The organism is Rhodoferax sp. (assembly GCF_028714215.1).
GTDB lineage: Bacteria > Pseudomonadota > Gammaproteobacteria > Burkholderiales > Burkholderiaceae_C > Rhodoferax.
Map to the genome: position 1 here is coordinate 1 of NZ_JAQTMS010000056.1, position 15,249 is coordinate 15,249.

A 15,249-nucleotide genomic window follows, 5' to 3' on the forward strand; every position below is an offset into this window, starting at 1 on the left:
TTCCAAAGGTTGTAGATTGACTTCCAAAAAACCAATCTTGGCACTTGATGCCGTTACCAGGAAGCGGGAAGTCCCTTCGTATTCATTTGGCAAAACCCCAAGTCCACGCTACGCCACTCACCCCAGTGCCCTCGGTAGCGGCATCGGTGGTTTGCGCCGATTGCACACCAACCTTGCTTGAAAGATCAGGCTGGTGGGGCGCTCAGCGCAGGTAAAGGAGGAGCCCGCAGGGCGGGGGACACGGAGCTGAGTGCCCCGCCAGCCTGATCCACCCGGTAGGTTGAACCGGGTTTGGTATGTCATCATTTCAGGAAAGATTCATAAACAGCGGTCGTGCTGCCAGAACGTTACGGCCCAGGCCTGACGGGTTAACATTTGGCCCATGAACAGTTCAGCACAAAACCCGACAAGCTCGATCACCGATGTCGCCGGCATCGAAGTCGGCCACTGCACCGATTTGCGTCGCCCTACCGGCTGTACCGTGATCCTGGCGCGTGACGGCGCGGTGGCCGGCGTGGATGTGCGCGGCGCCGCGCCCGGTACCCGCGAGACCGAGTTGTTGCACCCCTCCAACCTGGTCGACCGGGTTCACGCCATCATGCTGGCCGGTGGCAGCGCCTGGGGGCTGGACGCGGCCGGCGGCGCCATGCGCTGGCTGGAAGAGAACAACATCGGATTGAATGTCGGTTTCGGTCTGGTGCCCATCGTGCCGGCCGCGGTGTTGTTTGATTTACCGGTCGGCGACGCCGGCATCCGGCCTGACGCAGGTGCCGGCTACCAGGCTTGCGTCAGCGTCAGCAAAAAAGCACCGGCCGAAGGCAACGTTGGCGCCGGCACCGGCGCACTGGTGGGCAAAGTCTTCGGGCTGAGCCGCGCCATGCGCGGCGGCATCGGCAGCGCCGCCATCACAGTGGACGGCATCACGGTTGGCGCCATCATCGCCTGCAATGCCATGGGCGACGTCATCGACCCCGACACCGGCCAGGTGCTGGCCGGTGCCCGTACGCCCGACGGTGCCGCGCTGATCAACAGCCGCAACGCCATCCTGAACGGGGAGACACCCAAACCAGTGCTGGCCGGCACCAATACCACCATCGGCGTGATCGCCACCGATGCGATCCTGACGAAAGCTCAGGCGCACCGTCTGGCCCTGGTGGCACATGACGGACTGGCGCGCAGCATCAATCCGGTACACACGCAGTCCGACGGCGACACTTTGTTTGCCCTGGGTACCGGCAAGGCCGGTAAGACCGCCGGCATGCTGCTGCTGAGCATGCTGGCGGCCGAGGCCACGGCGCGCGCCGTGGTGCGTGCCGTGATGGCCGCTCAAGGCCTCACTTGCGGCGCCCTGCACTGGCCGGCCGCGGCCGACCTGAAGCACAAGCCTACTTCAGCGCCTTGAAGCGCATGCGCTTGGGTTTGGCTCCTTCTTCGCCCAGGCGCCTCTTCTTGTCGGCTTCGTACTCCTGGTAGTTGCCGTCAAAGAAGGTCCACTGGCTGTCGCCCTCGCAGGCCAGAATGTGGGTCGCAATACGGTCCAGGAACCAGCGGTCATGGCTGATCACCATGAGCGATCCGGCGAACTCCAGCAAGGCTTCTTCCAGCGCCCGCAGGGTTTCCACGTCGAGGTCGTTGGAGGGCTCGTCCAGCATCAGGACGTTACCGCCGGCAATCAGGGTTTTCGCCAGATGCAGGCGTCCGCGCTCGCCGCCGGACAGGGTGCCGACGCGTTTTTGCTGGTCCGCGCCGTTGAAGTTGAAGCGCCCGCAATAAGCGCGGCTGGCCATCTGGAACTTGCCTACGTTCAGAATGTCGAGACCACCGGAAACATCTTCCCAGACCGTTTTTTCATTCGACAGATCGTCCCGGTTCTGATCGACAAACGCCATCTTGACGGTGGCGCCGATCTTGACCTCGCCGCTGTCGGGTTTTTCCTTGCCGGCAATCATGCGAAACAGCGTTGACTTGCCCGCGCCGTTGGGACCGATGATGCCCACGATGGCACCGGCCGGCACCTTGAAACTCAGGTTGTCGATCAGCAGGCGGTCGCCAAAAGACTTGCTGACATTGACAAACTCGATGACTTCATTGCCCAGGCGATCGGCCACCGGGATGAAGATTTCGTTGGTCTCGTTGCGCTTCTGGTACTCGAAATCCGACAACTCCTCAAAGCGGGCCAGACGGGCCTTGCTTTTGGCCTGGCGTGCCTTGGGATTCTGGCGTGACCATTCAAGCTCTTTCTTGAGCGCCTTGGCGCGCGACTCCTCGCCTTTTTGTTCCTGCGCCAGCCGCTCCTGCTTTTGCTCCAGCCAGGCGCTGTAATTGCCCTTGTAAGGCATGCCGTTGCCGCGGTCGAGTTCCAGAATCCACTCGGCGGCATTGTCCAGAAAGTAGCGATCGTGGGTAATCGCCACCACCGTGCCGGGATAGCGTGAAAGGAATTGCTCCAGCCAGTCCACCGATTCGGCATCCAGGTGATTGGTGGGCTCGTCCAGCAGCAGCATGTCGGGTTTGGACAGCAGCAGGCGGCACAGGGCAACGCGGCGCTTTTCGCCGCCGGACAAGACACCCACTTTGGCGTCCCATGGCGGCAGGCGCAAGGCGTCGGCGGCAATCTCGAGTTGGTGCTCGGAGTCGGTGCCGGCGCTGCCGATGATGGCTTCCATTTTGGCCTGCTCTTCCGCCAGCGCATCGAAATCGGCGTCTTCCTCGCCGTAAGCGGCGTAGATTTCCTCCAGCCGGGCTTTCGCCTTGAGCACGTCGCCCATGCCGGCTTCCACGCATTCGCGCACGGTTTGCGAGGGGTCCAGTTGCGGCTCCTGCGGCAGATAACCGATGTTCAGGCCCGCCATCGGGATCGCTTCGCCTTCGAACTCCTTGTCGACCCCGGCCATGATTTTGAGCAGAGTGGACTTGCCGGAACCATTGGTTCCCAGCACACCGATTTTGGCGCCGGGGAAGAAGCTAAGGGAGATGTCTTTGAGAATGAAGCGCTTCGGCGGAACAATCTTGCCGAGGTGGTTCATGGAAAATACGTATTGGGCCATGGATCTTGCGAGGTTTTGCGGGATGTAAACCCAGCATTATCGACGCATCGCCCACTTTCACCCGGTCATCCCCCAGAAGCCGGACTCGCGCTGGTCCTGCGCCTGATCGCTTTGCCACACCGCCCCTGCCGCAAAACCCGGCACATCGTCACCCCCCTGAGCGCCGGAGACGAAGCGGATCGAGCCCTGGAGACGCAGGCGCTCCATGGTCCGGCGTGACATGGAATGAGCCAGTCCGCCGCGCGAAACAAACATGAACAAGGTGCGCTGTGGACTGACCCAGTTCAGTTGGGCACGCAGCCAGACCCGATTCACGAACATTTCAACCCAGGCGCCGGTGGCGAGGTCAGCCACCGACCCAGCAAGCTGGAGCGACCCGCCGACCGGTCCGGAATTCGGCGCCAGCGCCCTTGTGGCCTGAGCCTTGTCAGCCGGGGACGGAAACCCCAGCAGATCGATTCCCTCCATGGCCGGGGGCCGGCCAATTTCAGCCGCCCCTGGCTCCCCCTGCTGGCCGGCGCGTGCGCGCCGACCCTGCAGCACTTTTTCATGCACTTCGACCAGCGCATCGAAAAGGACCGGTATGCGCTCCGGCGGGTACCCGATCAACCGGAGTCCCTGGCGCAACTTGCCCAGCAAATCGGGAACCAGCCGGACCAGGCGTGCCCGGTCGCGTCGCGCCAAGCGCAATTGAACACTCCAGATCAAGTCGTCAACCAGCGCCAGATAGCCACCCGGGTCGGCACGGCCATCAAGACAATCCAACTGGGCTTGCGCCGCCACCTGGGCCCAAGGTCCGCGCAGGAAACTGTCCAGCCATGGCGGAATCTTCTTGTTCTGCTGGCGTTGCGCAAAATCGTCGGCGAATCGCTGTGTCAACTGCTTGCCCTGTTCGGTCTGAAAATAGACCGACCCGCCTTCCTCGAATCGCTGGAACTGCATCGCATCATCGCGTCGCCAGTCATCCTCAAGTTGGCGCAATACATGTGCAAAAGCGTCGCCTCCGCCAGTGCCGCTCAAAAAGTCAACCGCATTTTCAACGGATGTCAAAAATCGAAAGCCGGCGGCGTCGTTTTCGCGGGCATGGTCCAGGCCGCGCTGTGCCAGCCGGTCCAGAAACTGGCGCGCCGGGTGCTGACGCTGGCTGAAAAACCGGGGATCGGACCTCGCGAGTGCCAGCAAGGCAGGTTCCAACCGGTTGATCAGCTCACGCGCTCCTTCCAGCAGTCGCTCGTCTCGCACCAGCTCATCGAGCATCAGGCGCACCACCTCCTCGCCCAGTTGCTTGCCCAACTGCCGGCTCCTGACCGGTTCAGGCGAAACATTTTGACTGGCTGGCGCCGCCACGTGGGCGGACTGGCTTTCCCGCTGCGCCAGGCGTCGCATCATGGGTTCGACCAGTTTCATCTCCTCCAGCGCGACAAAGGCGGCCGGCACGGTATGCAAAAAATCCTGCATCTCCAAACCGCCCGCGGTAGCGTCAAGGCCACCGGCCAGCAATTTGCGAAGCTTGTCGAACGTCACCAGCGTGCGAGCAACCGAACCTTTCATGGCGGCTTCCGAGGCCCAGGCGCCGCTGCCCAGGTTGCTTCCCAGCGGCGCAGCGGGCTCAACGCCCTGCGAGCGCAACCAATTGCAGATCTCACGGTAGAGCTGGCGCAGACCGACCCCTAGCAGGCCCGCGGCAGGCATCAGCAAAGCGACCCGGACCTGCTCACCTGGCACATGTTGCTGCAAGCTGGCCTGCAGGGCGCGGACAAAAACGTCCGCTCTGAGCGGATTCAGCAAGGGCTGAACGGTCATCCAGCCAAGCAAACTGCTGATCAGCGCGTCCAGCGAAGGCAGCACGTCATCGACGCAGCGGGAGACTTCCTGCCGGGCCAGCGCAAATTCGATGCTGGCATCGATCTGCCGGGTATCGAGCAGTTTGAAGTCCTCGAAACCGGACATCGCCTGCAGCGCCAAATCCTGCGACCCCCGGTGATAAACGCCAAGCTCCAGGTGCGCCACAAACGTCTGCTTGACGGCCAAGGCCTGACTGAACAACGCCTCGGCGGCCGCCTTGCTGACGGGGAAAGGATTCCCAAACGAACTCTTTCCCCCACCCAGGGTGGTCGAATGGAGCAAGCCTTCCAGCACGTCCTGCATCAGGATGTCGGCCTGCGGCATGACGACCTCAATGCAGTCCAGCAGGCTTGGACGAACGCTCGTCTGATCGTCCGCCACACCGATGCGTGGAAGCAGGAATTTCTTCATCAAGCGCGTTCCCTCAAATTGCAAATTCAGTGCATCTGCTGGCATTCTCAGGGATGATGGACGCTCGTCAAGCGTCCGCTAACACATTGTTTCAACCGATACAGGTCAAGCGCAACCGAAGCGCGCTGGCGGTCCCCGCCGAACCAGTGCTAAAACTCCAAGCTGTAGGCGTAATTGCCGACCTTGAGTTCCTGCTTGAAGATCAGTGCCGTGCGGTAAGCATCAATGCGCTTGAGCTCCGGCAGCGGCGCCTCCGAACTGACGGCCATGACCGATTTGGGCGCCATGTCAAGCGCCGGATGCGTCACAAAAAACGTCAAGCCCTTGACATTGCCCGGCGCTCGAACGTCAAAGGCAAACTGGGTGGGAGAAGTCTTGCTCGCTTTATAAACAACCCGGTCGCGGGCGCGCCACCAGTTGGCAATTTCCCCGCCCGAGGCGGTCCAGACGTCGTCCTGGTGTTGCTGCAGCTTCTTGAGGTAAGGCGGTGTGATTTTGGTCATCAACTCGCCGGGCTCGTAGTTTTGTGAGTGGACTGACAAAACGCCCAGGGCACCGGCCTCGTGCAGATAGTCGAAGTCCAGCATGATCAGCTCGGTGGCCTTGCCGGCGCCGATTCTCAGGCCCAGGTAATTCAGATCGTCCATCTGGGTGCGCGGCAGCCGCACGATCGCCTCTTCGGGCTTGAGTCCGGGCTCGGAGTCGGAGAAATAAGGTATCCGGCCTTCAGAGGCGGACGGTCCCGTGACGTTGTGGCGGACACCCAATTGACGCAGCAGTTTTTCGGTATTGGCGTCCCAGGATTCGGTCGGCGCCCGAAACCCGGTCACTGTGGGCAAGGCGCGAGAACCGACGATGTCCCGCATCTCGGTCACCATGGCGCCCAGGCGTTTCTCCTGCACCTCGGGAGTCTTCCCCTTGAAGCCAACGTGAACCTCACCGTGGTAGGCAATCTCGTGTTTCTCGGACAACTTCTGAACCGTATCCCGATACTGTCTGGCAATGCTGGTCAGTGAGTAGAACGTACCGCGAAAATTGGCCGCATCGAGATCGCGCTTGAAGTCGATCGCATTCAAATACTTTTCTTCCGTGTCCATCTCCAGCAGTTGGGCCGCCAGACTACCGTTCGGCCAGGCGGCTTTGTAGATGCTGGGTTCGTGCTTCAGCCAAGCCAGCACCGAATCGACCAGATTGGGCATTTCCAGGCGCTCGTCGTATTCCCAACTGGACTCCGAAAAACCAAAATAAACGCGACGCGACGCGCCTTTTTCAAGCAATGCAATGGCACCGTTGCTGTTTTTCGGCGCTGGGTAGCGCTCCCAACTGAAGTAACGGGCGGCCAGATAGGGTGATTCGACGCGTATGGGGGTTTCGGCGACCTCGCCCAAAAAGATGCGTTCCCCCCCTGGAATCGTCCAGCTCAAGGGGCCATCCCCAAAGGGATTGAGAAAGCGTGTGCTATTTTCCTTGCTGTCTTCCAGCATCGCCTTGCTGTTGACCTTCATCCGCAGCAAGTCTTCAATGAAACCGTAGCCGGCCCATTGCCCACGACCATCCCGCACGCCGGTACCCCAGGTCACCAGCAGGCTGCCTCCGGCATCGGCAAACGCCTGTATCGCCTTGCGCTCGGGCTCATCGAGCAGTGCTGCCGAGCCCAGCACCAAGACGCCGGGCTTCAGGCCGGCAATCAAGTTGGCGCGTGAAACCTCACGAAACGCCTTTCCGTAGGGTCGGAAGTATTCACGCCAACGCTGTTTCAAGCCGTCGTAACTGGTTCCGTTGGCACTGAAAAAAGCCGCCGTGATGGGGCTGGAATACAAATACACCTGTTCCAGGGGCGGCGGAGCCGCGGCAGCCAGCGCCGGGGGTGAACTCGCCAGGCCCAGCAGACAAGCCAACACAGCGCCCCGCACCAGGTGCAGACATTTTTTCACGGCCAATAAGTCAAAGAAATTCATTGCGGTTCCTGGTACCCAGAAAAAGTCGGTTTCCAGTCGGGATCGAGCAAACCGGCCGGCGCCTTCGGTTCTGGCGCCGTATCTTCGGTCCGGGGTTTGAAGTCCTGGTAACTCTCGATCCAGTTGAAGTCGGCCTTCGGATTCAGAAGACCGACCGGAGCCACGAACACGGCCGCGCGCTGCTTGTCGGTCCTGAAAGTCAAGCGAATGGTGTCATGCACAAAGCGGGCGGCGGAATCGTAGGCCGAGTACCAGCCGTCTTTCGCTCCCCCACCCAGGTGAGACAACAGGACCCAGCTGGAAGCGCCGGCCAGCAACAGGGAAACCAGCGCAACAGCCAACCAGACCTTGGGCGAAAAGAAATGAACCAGTCGGTAGAACCCGGAGTCTCGTCGCATGAACAATTCAATCCCTGGCGGCACTGCCTGATCGCGTTATCGAAAACAGGAAGTCAAAACAAAACAAGCGTTCATGGAGCCCCATTATGAGGCCAGCGCAGCCCCGACCCAGCGCCCACAAATTGGCGAATTGCAGCGGCCACGCCAGATTTTCGATACCGTGCGACAATACGTTCCGTTGTGGCGCTTCAGTTGCCCACAATGCCAGCACCTTGCTGGGAACGAAGCCTCGCGCAAACGTTCCACCTTTGTACCCCATCTGCCCTTGACTGACCCGGCGTTTCAAACGCCGGGACGGGCCGATGCCATAGCGCCCAGGATAGGCGCCACTTAAATGAAATTTGAAGAACTAAAACTGGCTCCGGCCATTGTCAAGGCCGTGCTTGAGCAGGGTTACGAGACTCCCACCGCCATTCAGGCGCAGGCCATTCCGGTGGTGCTCGACGGCCACGATCTGCTGGGCGGGGCCCAGACCGGCACCGGCAAGACGGCAGCCTTTGTGCTGCCCATGCTGCACCAACTCAGCCAGGGCGAAGCCCCGCGCAACAAATTTGGCGGCATCGGCATTCGTGGCCTGGTGCTGACCCCGACCCGGGAATTGGCAGCCCAGGTGGAAGAGTCGGTACAGACCTACGGCAAGTATGTGGAGCTTTCCTCCACCGTCATTTTTGGCGGTGTCGGCATGAACCCGCAGATCAGCCGCGTCAAAAAAGGCGTGGACATTCTGGTCGCCACACCGGGCCGCCTGCTGGATCTGATGCAACAAGGCGTGCTGGATCTGAGCCAGGTCCAGATCCTGGTGCTCGACGAAGCCGACCGCATGCTGGACATGGGCTTCATCCATGACGTGAAGAAAGTTCTGGCGGCGGTGCCCAAGGACAAGCAAAGCCTGTTGTTCTCGGCCACTTTCAGCGACGAAATTCGCGATCTGGCGGCGACCCTTCTGAAAAACCCGCAAAGCATACAGGTCACGCCGCGCAACACCACCGTGCAGCGCATCACCCAACTCATCCATCCGGTGGGCCGCGGCAAGAAGAAAGCGCTGCTGGCGCACATCATCCAGCAGCACAACTGGAGTCAGGTGCTGGTCTTCACGCGCACCAAATTCGGCGCCAACAACGTCGCCGAGTTTCTGAGCAAAATGGGTATTCAGGCGATGGCGCTGCATGGCAACAAAAGCCAGGTCGCCCGCACCCAGGCGCTGGCCGGCTTCAAGAGTGGCGACATTCGCGCCCTGGTGGCCACCGACATTGCGGCCCGCGGCATCGACATCGATGACTTGCCGCACGTGGTCAACTACGACATTCCCAATGTCTGCGAAGACTATGTGCACCGCATCGGCCGCACCGGTCGCGCTGGCGCCGACGGCGCTGCCGTGAATCTGGTGTGCCTGGACGAAGAGGGCTTCATGCAGGCCATTGAACGCTACACCAAACAGGAGCTTGCGGTCCAAGTGATCGAAGGTTTCATGCCCGAGCCTGGCGAACGGGCCGAGCCCATCGCCATGGGTCGCCAGACCATCTGGGGCGGCGCCGGCAAACCGCCCAGCCGCGACGTCATGCAGGCGGCGGCCAAGGCGGCGCGCGTCGAAATGATGCAACGGGTGCGCGACAGCAAGGGCACCCAGGGCGAGCGTGGCGGCCATGCCGGTGGCGCACGTGGCGGTAACGCCGGCGCTGCGCGCGGTGCCGGTCAACGCAGCCGCGGCCCGGTCGGCGATCAGATGCCGCGCGGTGGCCAGGGTCAGCGCCCGGCGCAAGGTCGCGGCGGCTACGCCGGTGGCAATGGCACCGGCAACCCGGCGCCATCCAGGCCGGCCCAGGGTCAACCCGACCCGATGCGCACCAGTGTCGATATGATGGCCGAACGCGGTGCCCGCCGGGGCGGCGGCTACGCCGGCGGTAACCGCAATGGAGGTTCCTATGGTGGATCAAGTGGCCGTTCCGGCGGCGGGGCGAGTGGCTTTGGTGGCGGGGGCAACGGGTCTCGTGGGCCAGGAAATTCTCGCGGCTCTTTTAACCGATAAGCGCTATACGGCGGTTCACTGCGTGGGCCGCCGACCGGTGACGATCAGCCATCCCAAGCTGTTCAGCCATGTGCTGGATTTGCAAAATCTGTCCGGCCTGCCCGGCATCGATCACGTTGACGATGTCTTCATCGCACTGGGCACCACCATCAAGGTAGCGGGCAGCCAGGCGGCTTTTCGCGCCGTCGATTTTGCGGCGGTGCTGGCGCTGGCGCGGGCCGGCAAGGCCGCTGGTGCCAGCAAACTGGGTGTCGTCAGCGCCATGGGCGCAAACGCTGCCTCGGCGGTTTTTTACAACCGCGTCAAAGGCGAGATGGAACAGGCGCTGGCGCAACTGGGCTACCGGGCGCTGGTCATTGCGCGGCCCTCGATGCTGGCCGGTGACCGCGACGCGCTGGATCAAGCGCCACGCCCGGCGGAAAAACTGGGGCAACTTGCCATGGCCTTGTTCAAACCCCTGATTCCTGCCAACTACCGGACCATTGCGGCGACCCGGGTAGCGCAAGCGCTGCTCGCTGCGGTACGCAGCACCGAGCAGGGAACATGCGTCTTGCTGTCGGGTGAAATGCAAATGGTCCGGTAGATCGGCCACCCTGTTTTCAGGAGTTGCCTGCGTCAGTTGGAAAACCAGCAGCCTCTTTTGACGACAAGATTGAGTGCCTTGCCAGCCTCAGCAGAGTCACGCAGAATTATTTGACCACCACGGGCGGCGCGGCGAGCGGCTCAAGGTTTTGCGCCAGGAAACTTTCCAATTCGGTGAAGAACTGCATGCTGTGCTCATAGAGGCTCAAGTGGTGATCGCCGCGATCCTGCTTGATGAAACGGTGCGGCTTACCGGCAGCAGTCAATGCCGCGTCCATGAACTCACCCTGCTCGAACGGCACACTGCGGTCTTCGTTGCCATGAATCAACAGCACCGGCACCTTGATTTGTTGCGCCAAGAATCGAGGTGACGTGGCCCTTAAGCGCTCGCCATCCTGGTCCAGTGATCCGACCTGGATGTCGTAGACCCCCTCGGCACCACCGAACTCGCGTCGATCACGCCCAAGTTCCAGCAGATCACTGACCCCCGCGAAGCTGACTGCGCAGCGGTACAGATCGGGTGTCTTTGCCACCCCCATGAGGGCGGCATAACCGCCAAAACTGGCCCCCGCAATACAGAGCCGCTTGGGATCTGCCGTGCCGCGCGCAATCACCCACTGAGCCGCATCGGTCAGGTCGTCCTGCATCTCCAGGCCCCAACGTTTGAGGCCGGCGGCCATCAGTCCGCGACCAAAGCCCGTCGAGCCGCGGAAATTCACTTGCAGCACCGCATAGCCGCGATTGGCCAGGAACTGCGCCCAGGTATCAAAGCCGGCATCGTCATGATGCTGTGGACCGCCATGTACCAGCAAGACAGTTGGCAGGTTCTTACCCTCCCCTCCATGCGGCAAGCTCAGAAACGCCGGTAGCGCCAGTCCATCACGCGCTTTGATCTCCACGCTTTGCTTGACCACCATATCTTTCGCACTCAGCTGGGGATAGCTCAGCGCAAACAAGGCCATCGTGTTGGCTCGGTCATCACCCAGATAGATCTGCCCGGATGTTTGGCCGTTGCTGGAGTAGACCAAATAGCGGTTCTCGTCGTCACTTGTGCTGAAAACCTGGTTGTAGCGACCGGGTAGCGCTTGATCAACCAAGTTGACCAGTTCGCGTCTATCCTTGTCCCAGTAGTTGCTGTTGGCGTCATCAATCTCGCTGCCGCCGCGCAGACCGATGGCTTCGCCAGTTTTGCGCGAGTACACAAGACTGCCCGACAGGTCATGGTTCTTGCTGGCAAGTTTAAGTGTGCGCTTGAGTTCGGGGTCGCGCAGGTCGACCGTGAACAAGGCATCGTGCCCTTCATGCTCAGCCAGAAAGAACAGTTCGTTGGGGTCTTTGCCAAAACCGACTGCTTCGACACTGTCCTTGCCCAGAACCTTGTAGGACCAGCGTTTGCGCCAATTCTTGCCATCCGGATCGCAAACATGGATCTCGACGTTGGCTTGGTCATATCGCACCCCCAGGCGTACCCGGTGATTGCGATCCACCATCCATGAATCAAATTTGTCACGCGAGTCGTGCACATGACTGCGACTACCGGTCTCCACATCGACACTGAATATGGCGGGATAGACTCCGGTATCGGCACCCTGTAGACTCTCTTGGCGGTCGCGCAGAGCAACTAGGACATGCTTGCCACTGTCCGGCTCAAAATCAATTACACGGTCCTGCAAACGCGGTTGCCAATACCCCTTGAAACTTGTGGGTTTGAACAAGTTGATGACTTCACTGCCATCCGCCTTGGCCGACAACAGCCGAGTTTCATACGTTTTGATGCCGCCGGCGGTGCTGTCGCTATTCTGCGTACGTTTGCTGGGGAAAATGGTACCTACCAGCAGACGATCATTGTTAACCCAGCGAAACCACCTGAAGCTGTATTCGCGGTTGTCGGTGGACATCAGGCTGGTCCGCTTGCCAGTTGGGTGGACCAGGTCTTGCACCACGATCATGGTGCTGCCCTCGTTGTTGACCAGCATGGCCGCCTTCTGACCGTCCGGTGACAAGGAGACATGCTGCACCAGCGGACGCGCGGCAAACGCTTCTATCGGCAACCTCGGCGCCGCCGACACCGGTAGCGCCCCCGATACCCAGAACATCGTCCCTATCGCCGTGACAAGTTGACAAACGTATCTCATCCCTGTCCCCCCCAAAATGACTTGGTAAAAAAAGAAAACCAGTTGCCTCTGCGGGCAGTTTTCTCAGTGTAATTCCATTTCTGGACCCACCATGTTCCGGGTCGAACAGCTGACAGGCACTTGCAGTGCTACCGGCGCCACCCGCGCTGGCGTGCCGCCCGTTCACCACCCTTGTCGAGCGCATCACCGGCAATGCGCTGGTCGACCGCATCCAATATGGCGCGCGGCAAGGCGCTGGAGGCCTGACGCAGCTCGCCTTGTGGCGTGGTTGCAACCGTGGCCAAACTCTGCAGCGCCCATTGCCGGTCTTCCCGGCACGCCAAACCCGCCACTGTCGCCGTGCTGAAGGTGCGGCAATAGTTGCCACCCTTGTCGACAAAGCTTAGCTGCACGGCCACCTGGGCGTCGACCACGGGTTCGCTCGCCAGTTGCTCCGACAGTGCCCGCTCAATCAAGCCACCAGCCAGCAAGCGGCCCTGGCGCAGGCCGATGGCGGGGTCGGCGGCGTCGCGCTCCAGTTGCGTTCCCAGCAACACCCCCAGCAGCACGCTGGCAGCCATGCCGCCCCATTGTGCCCACGACGGCAGGTAGCGTTTGCGCTGGCGCTCAGCCCGCACCTCGGCCAGGTTGACAAGCGCTGCCGTTGCGGCTGGTTCAGGCGTGAGCGGCGCCGCCTGCAACAAACTCGTCAGCCGATCGGGAACCGGTTCTACCAGAACCGTCGCAAAAGCCGCCGCCACGCGCTGGCGCTGTAGTTGCAGCGCCGCCACGCGCTGGCGCAGCGCCGCATCAGTGGCCAGCGCACTCTCGATTTGCGCGCGTTGCACGGAGTCCAGCTCGCCGTCGGCAAACGACATCAAGGTTTCATCGGACCAGTTCATCATCGGGCTCCTTCAGTGCCGGACAGGATCGCCTGCAATGCCTCGCGCGCCCGCGCCAGACGGCTGGTCAGGGTACCCACCGGAATCCCCAGCACCTCGGCCGCCTCTTTGTAGGGCAGCCCCTCCACCAAGACCAGACCAACCACCGCGCGCTGTTCGTCGCCCAACTGCGCCACCGCCTTGCGCACGGCAATGGCGTCGATTTGCGCGTCGCTGCTGGAGACGCCCACCGATTCCCCTGCCGCCTCATCGACAAAGGTCTGGTCGCGCCGGTGGCGCGCCCGCGTCTCGTCGATCCAGGCGTTTTGCATGATTCGAAACAGCCAGCTGTCCAAGCGCGTTCCGGCGCGCCACTGATGGCTGTGCGTCAAGGCCCGCTCCAGCGCGATTTGCACCAGGTCATCGGCATCCTCCCGGTGGCGCGCCAGCGTACGCCCAAAGCGCCGCAAACGCGGCAACAGCGCGGCGATCTGGTCTCGCAGGTTCAGCAGGGAATCAGTCATCTCTATCCGATACAACGGTGTGGCCAGGGATTTTCTTCCGTTCGGCGTTCGTTATCATCGCATGCACATGATGCGCTCCAGCCGATTGCCCGTTCCAGCGGTTCGCCAGGCGGTCTGCTGGGCAGCCATCGCCGCCGCCCTGTGCTGCGCCGCGCCGGCGCAGGCCCAACTGGGCCTGCCGCGGCTCAGGCTACCCAGCTTGCCGGTTGAACTACCGCGTCTGCCTGGCGCCCTGGCACCCGAGGCGCTGCCCAACCCGACCTCACTGCGCCTGACCAGCGTGCGCCAGTTGTTGCGCGACCATCCCGACCTGCTGGAGGCGGATCCGGCCGGGGAACCCATGCGCCGCCAGGAACTGCTGCTGGTCTCGCCGGCAGCGGCACTGGTCGACGCCGCCGTCGCCTTGGGCTTTGTCGTGCTGCGCGAACAATGGCTGGCCGAGCTGGCGCTGCGCCAACTGGTGTTGCGCCCGCCGCCGGGCTGGTCGACCGCCGAGGCACTGGAGCGGCTGCGTGCGCTGGAGCCGCAAGTCGAGGCTGACTTCAACCATGTCTACACGCGCAGCGGAGAAACCTCGGCCAGCGTATCGGCGGCACCCGGCAGCGCTGCGACCAGCCGCCGCGTCGGCCTCATTGACAGTGGCTTGGACCGACAGCATGCCGCCTTGCGCGACGCCGACTTGCGCACCTGGGGTTGCAACGATGTAGCTGCGCCCAGCCCGCACGGCACCGCCGTCGCCTCTTTGCTGGTCGGGCGTGATGTCAAGTTTGCCGGCGTCGCCGCCGGTTCGGTGCTGTACGCGGCCGACATTTACTGCGGCCAGCCGGCCGGCGGCGCAGCCGAGAACATCGCATCGGCGCTGGCCTGGCTGGCGCGCGAGCAGGTGGCGGTGGTGAATATCAGCCTGGTCGGTCCGGCCAACCGTCTGCTGGAACGCGCGGTGCAAGCGATGAACCGCAAGGGCCACTTGTTGGTGGCGGCGGTCGGTAATGACGGGCCGGCCGCCCCGCCCCTGTACCCGGCGGCCTACCCCGGCGTGGTCGGTGTTACGGCAGTGACCAGCGCGCGCCGCGTCCTGCCCGAGGCGGCGCAAGGGCCGCAGGTGATGTTTGCCGCGCCGGGGGCCGATCTGGCCGTGGCGCAAGCCGGCGGCGGCTACAGCTGGGCACGCGGCACCTCGTTCGCCGCGCCCATCGTCGCCGGCCTGCTGGCTGAGCGTCTGCGTGCACCCGACCAGGCCGGCGCCGCCGCGGCCCTGGCGCACCTGGCCGACAGCGCCATCGATCTGGGTGCGCCGGGCCGCGATCCGGTCTACGGCTTCGGCCTGGTCGGCGAGCACGCGCTGATGGCGCCCCGACACTGATCGGGCCGAGCAACCTGTCGGGCTTGGCACGACAGCGGAGCGTTTCAATTGATTACAAATCGGCGCGGATGAAATCATCGATGGGACTCGTTGTACTTTT

Annotated in this window: 11 protein-coding genes; 4 read left to right on the top strand and 7 right to left on the bottom strand. The window is 62.4% G+C overall.

Annotated elements, in window-relative coordinates:
* Nucleotides 1–382: 382 nt before the first annotated feature.
* Nucleotides 383–1,402: a P1 family peptidase gene (locus tag PHS32_RS19730; protein ID WP_301080831.1), complete on the top strand. Its 1,020-nt coding sequence runs from the start codon at nt 383–385 to the stop codon at nt 1,400–1,402.
* On the opposite strand, the gene ettA is transcribed toward PHS32_RS19730, so the two are convergent.
* The 4 genes from ettA to PHS32_RS19750 form a co-directional block, all read right to left on the bottom strand.
* Entirely contained in the window at nt 1,386–3,047 is a 1,662-nt protein-coding gene (gene ettA / locus PHS32_RS19735; RefSeq protein ID WP_301080832.1) for an energy-dependent translational throttle protein EttA, read from the bottom strand. The genes PHS32_RS19730 and ettA overlap by 17 nt on opposite strands.
* A gap of 57 nt (nt 3,048–3,104) precedes the next feature.
* The gene (locus PHS32_RS19740; protein WP_301080833.1) at nt 3,105–5,303 is read right to left on the bottom strand and encodes a DUF1631 family protein; all 2,199 of its coding nucleotides are present in this window, start codon (nt 5,301–5,303) and stop codon (nt 3,105–3,107) included.
* Nucleotides 5,304–5,452: 149 nt separating this feature from the next.
* Nucleotides 5,453–7,261 carry a polysaccharide deacetylase family protein gene (locus PHS32_RS19745; protein WP_301080834.1) on the bottom strand — a complete coding sequence of 603 codons (1,809 nt, stop codon included), beginning with the start codon at nt 7,259–7,261 and terminating at the stop codon, nt 5,453–5,455.
* The gene (locus tag PHS32_RS19750) at nt 7,258–7,659 is read right to left on the bottom strand and encodes a hypothetical protein (protein ID WP_301080835.1); all 402 of its coding nucleotides are present in this window, start codon (nt 7,657–7,659) and stop codon (nt 7,258–7,260) included. The genes PHS32_RS19745 and PHS32_RS19750 overlap by 4 nt, the downstream gene beginning before the upstream one ends.
* Nucleotides 7,660–7,993: 334 nt before the next feature.
* On the opposite strand from PHS32_RS19750, the gene PHS32_RS19755 reads away from it, so the two are divergent.
* Together PHS32_RS19755 and PHS32_RS19760 are read left to right on the top strand one after the other, a co-directional pair.
* A complete protein-coding gene (locus PHS32_RS19755; RefSeq protein ID WP_301080836.1) occupies nt 7,994–9,685 on the top strand; it encodes a DEAD/DEAH box helicase in 1,692 nt (563 codons plus the stop codon).
* A 22-nt stretch (nt 9,686–9,707) separates the two neighbouring features.
* Complete coding sequence (locus PHS32_RS19760) at nt 9,708–10,268, top strand: nucleoside-diphosphate sugar epimerase (RefSeq protein ID WP_366143498.1); 561 nt, start codon at nt 9,708–9,710, stop codon at nt 10,266–10,268.
* A gap of 106 nt (nt 10,269–10,374) precedes the next feature.
* On the opposite strand, the gene PHS32_RS19765 is transcribed toward PHS32_RS19760, so the two are convergent.
* The 3 genes from PHS32_RS19765 to PHS32_RS19775 all read right to left on the bottom strand — a co-directional run bounded on the left by PHS32_RS19765 (nt 10,375) and on the right by PHS32_RS19775 (nt 13,786).
* On the bottom strand, nt 10,375–12,363 hold the full coding sequence (locus tag PHS32_RS19765) for a prolyl oligopeptidase family serine peptidase (RefSeq protein ID WP_301080838.1): 1,989 nt from the start codon (nt 12,361–12,363) through the stop codon (nt 10,375–10,377).
* Between the two features lie 167 nt (nt 12,364–12,530).
* Nucleotides 12,531–13,286: a hypothetical protein gene (locus PHS32_RS19770; RefSeq protein WP_301080839.1), complete on the bottom strand. Its 756-nt coding sequence runs from the start codon at nt 13,284–13,286 to the stop codon at nt 12,531–12,533.
* Nucleotides 13,283–13,786: a sigma-70 family RNA polymerase sigma factor gene (locus PHS32_RS19775; RefSeq protein WP_301080840.1), complete on the bottom strand. Its 504-nt coding sequence runs from the start codon at nt 13,784–13,786 to the stop codon at nt 13,283–13,285. Before PHS32_RS19775 ends, PHS32_RS19770 begins: the two co-directional genes overlap by 4 nt.
* Before the next feature lie 67 nt (nt 13,787–13,853).
* Between PHS32_RS19775 and PHS32_RS19780 the strand changes: the two genes are divergently transcribed.
* Nucleotides 13,854–15,149 carry a S8 family serine peptidase gene (locus tag PHS32_RS19780; protein WP_301080841.1) on the top strand — a complete coding sequence of 432 codons (1,296 nt, stop codon included), beginning with the start codon at nt 13,854–13,856 and terminating at the stop codon, nt 15,147–15,149.
* The last annotated feature ends 100 nt before the right edge of the window (nt 15,150–15,249 follow it).

Coding starts and splice junctions, on each gene's coding strand:
- PHS32_RS19730 (WP_301080831.1), top strand. CDS start 383: ATGAACAGTTCAGCACAAAACCCGACAAGCTCGATCACCGATGTCGCC.
- PHS32_RS19745 (WP_301080834.1), bottom strand. CDS start 7,261: ATGAATTTCTTTGACTTATTGGCCGTGAAAAAATGTCTGCACCTGGTG.
- ettA (WP_301080832.1), bottom strand. CDS start 3,047: ATGGCCCAATACGTATTTTCCATGAACCACCTCGGCAAGATTGTTCCG.
- PHS32_RS19770 (WP_301080839.1), bottom strand. CDS start 13,286: ATGATGAACTGGTCCGATGAAACCTTGATGTCGTTTGCCGACGGCGAG.
- PHS32_RS19765 (WP_301080838.1), bottom strand. CDS start 12,363: ATGTTCTGGGTATCGGGGGCGCTACCGGTGTCGGCGGCGCCGAGGTTG.
- PHS32_RS19775 (WP_301080840.1), bottom strand. CDS start 13,786: ATGACTGATTCCCTGCTGAACCTGCGAGACCAGATCGCCGCGCTGTTG.
- PHS32_RS19780 (WP_301080841.1), top strand. CDS start 13,854: ATGATGCGCTCCAGCCGATTGCCCGTTCCAGCGGTTCGCCAGGCGGTC.
- PHS32_RS19750 (WP_301080835.1), bottom strand. CDS start 7,659: ATGCGACGAGACTCCGGGTTCTACCGACTGGTTCATTTCTTTTCGCCC.
- PHS32_RS19755 (WP_301080836.1), top strand. CDS start 7,994: ATGAAATTTGAAGAACTAAAACTGGCTCCGGCCATTGTCAAGGCCGTG.
- PHS32_RS19740 (WP_301080833.1), bottom strand. CDS start 5,303: ATGAAGAAATTCCTGCTTCCACGCATCGGTGTGGCGGACGATCAGACG.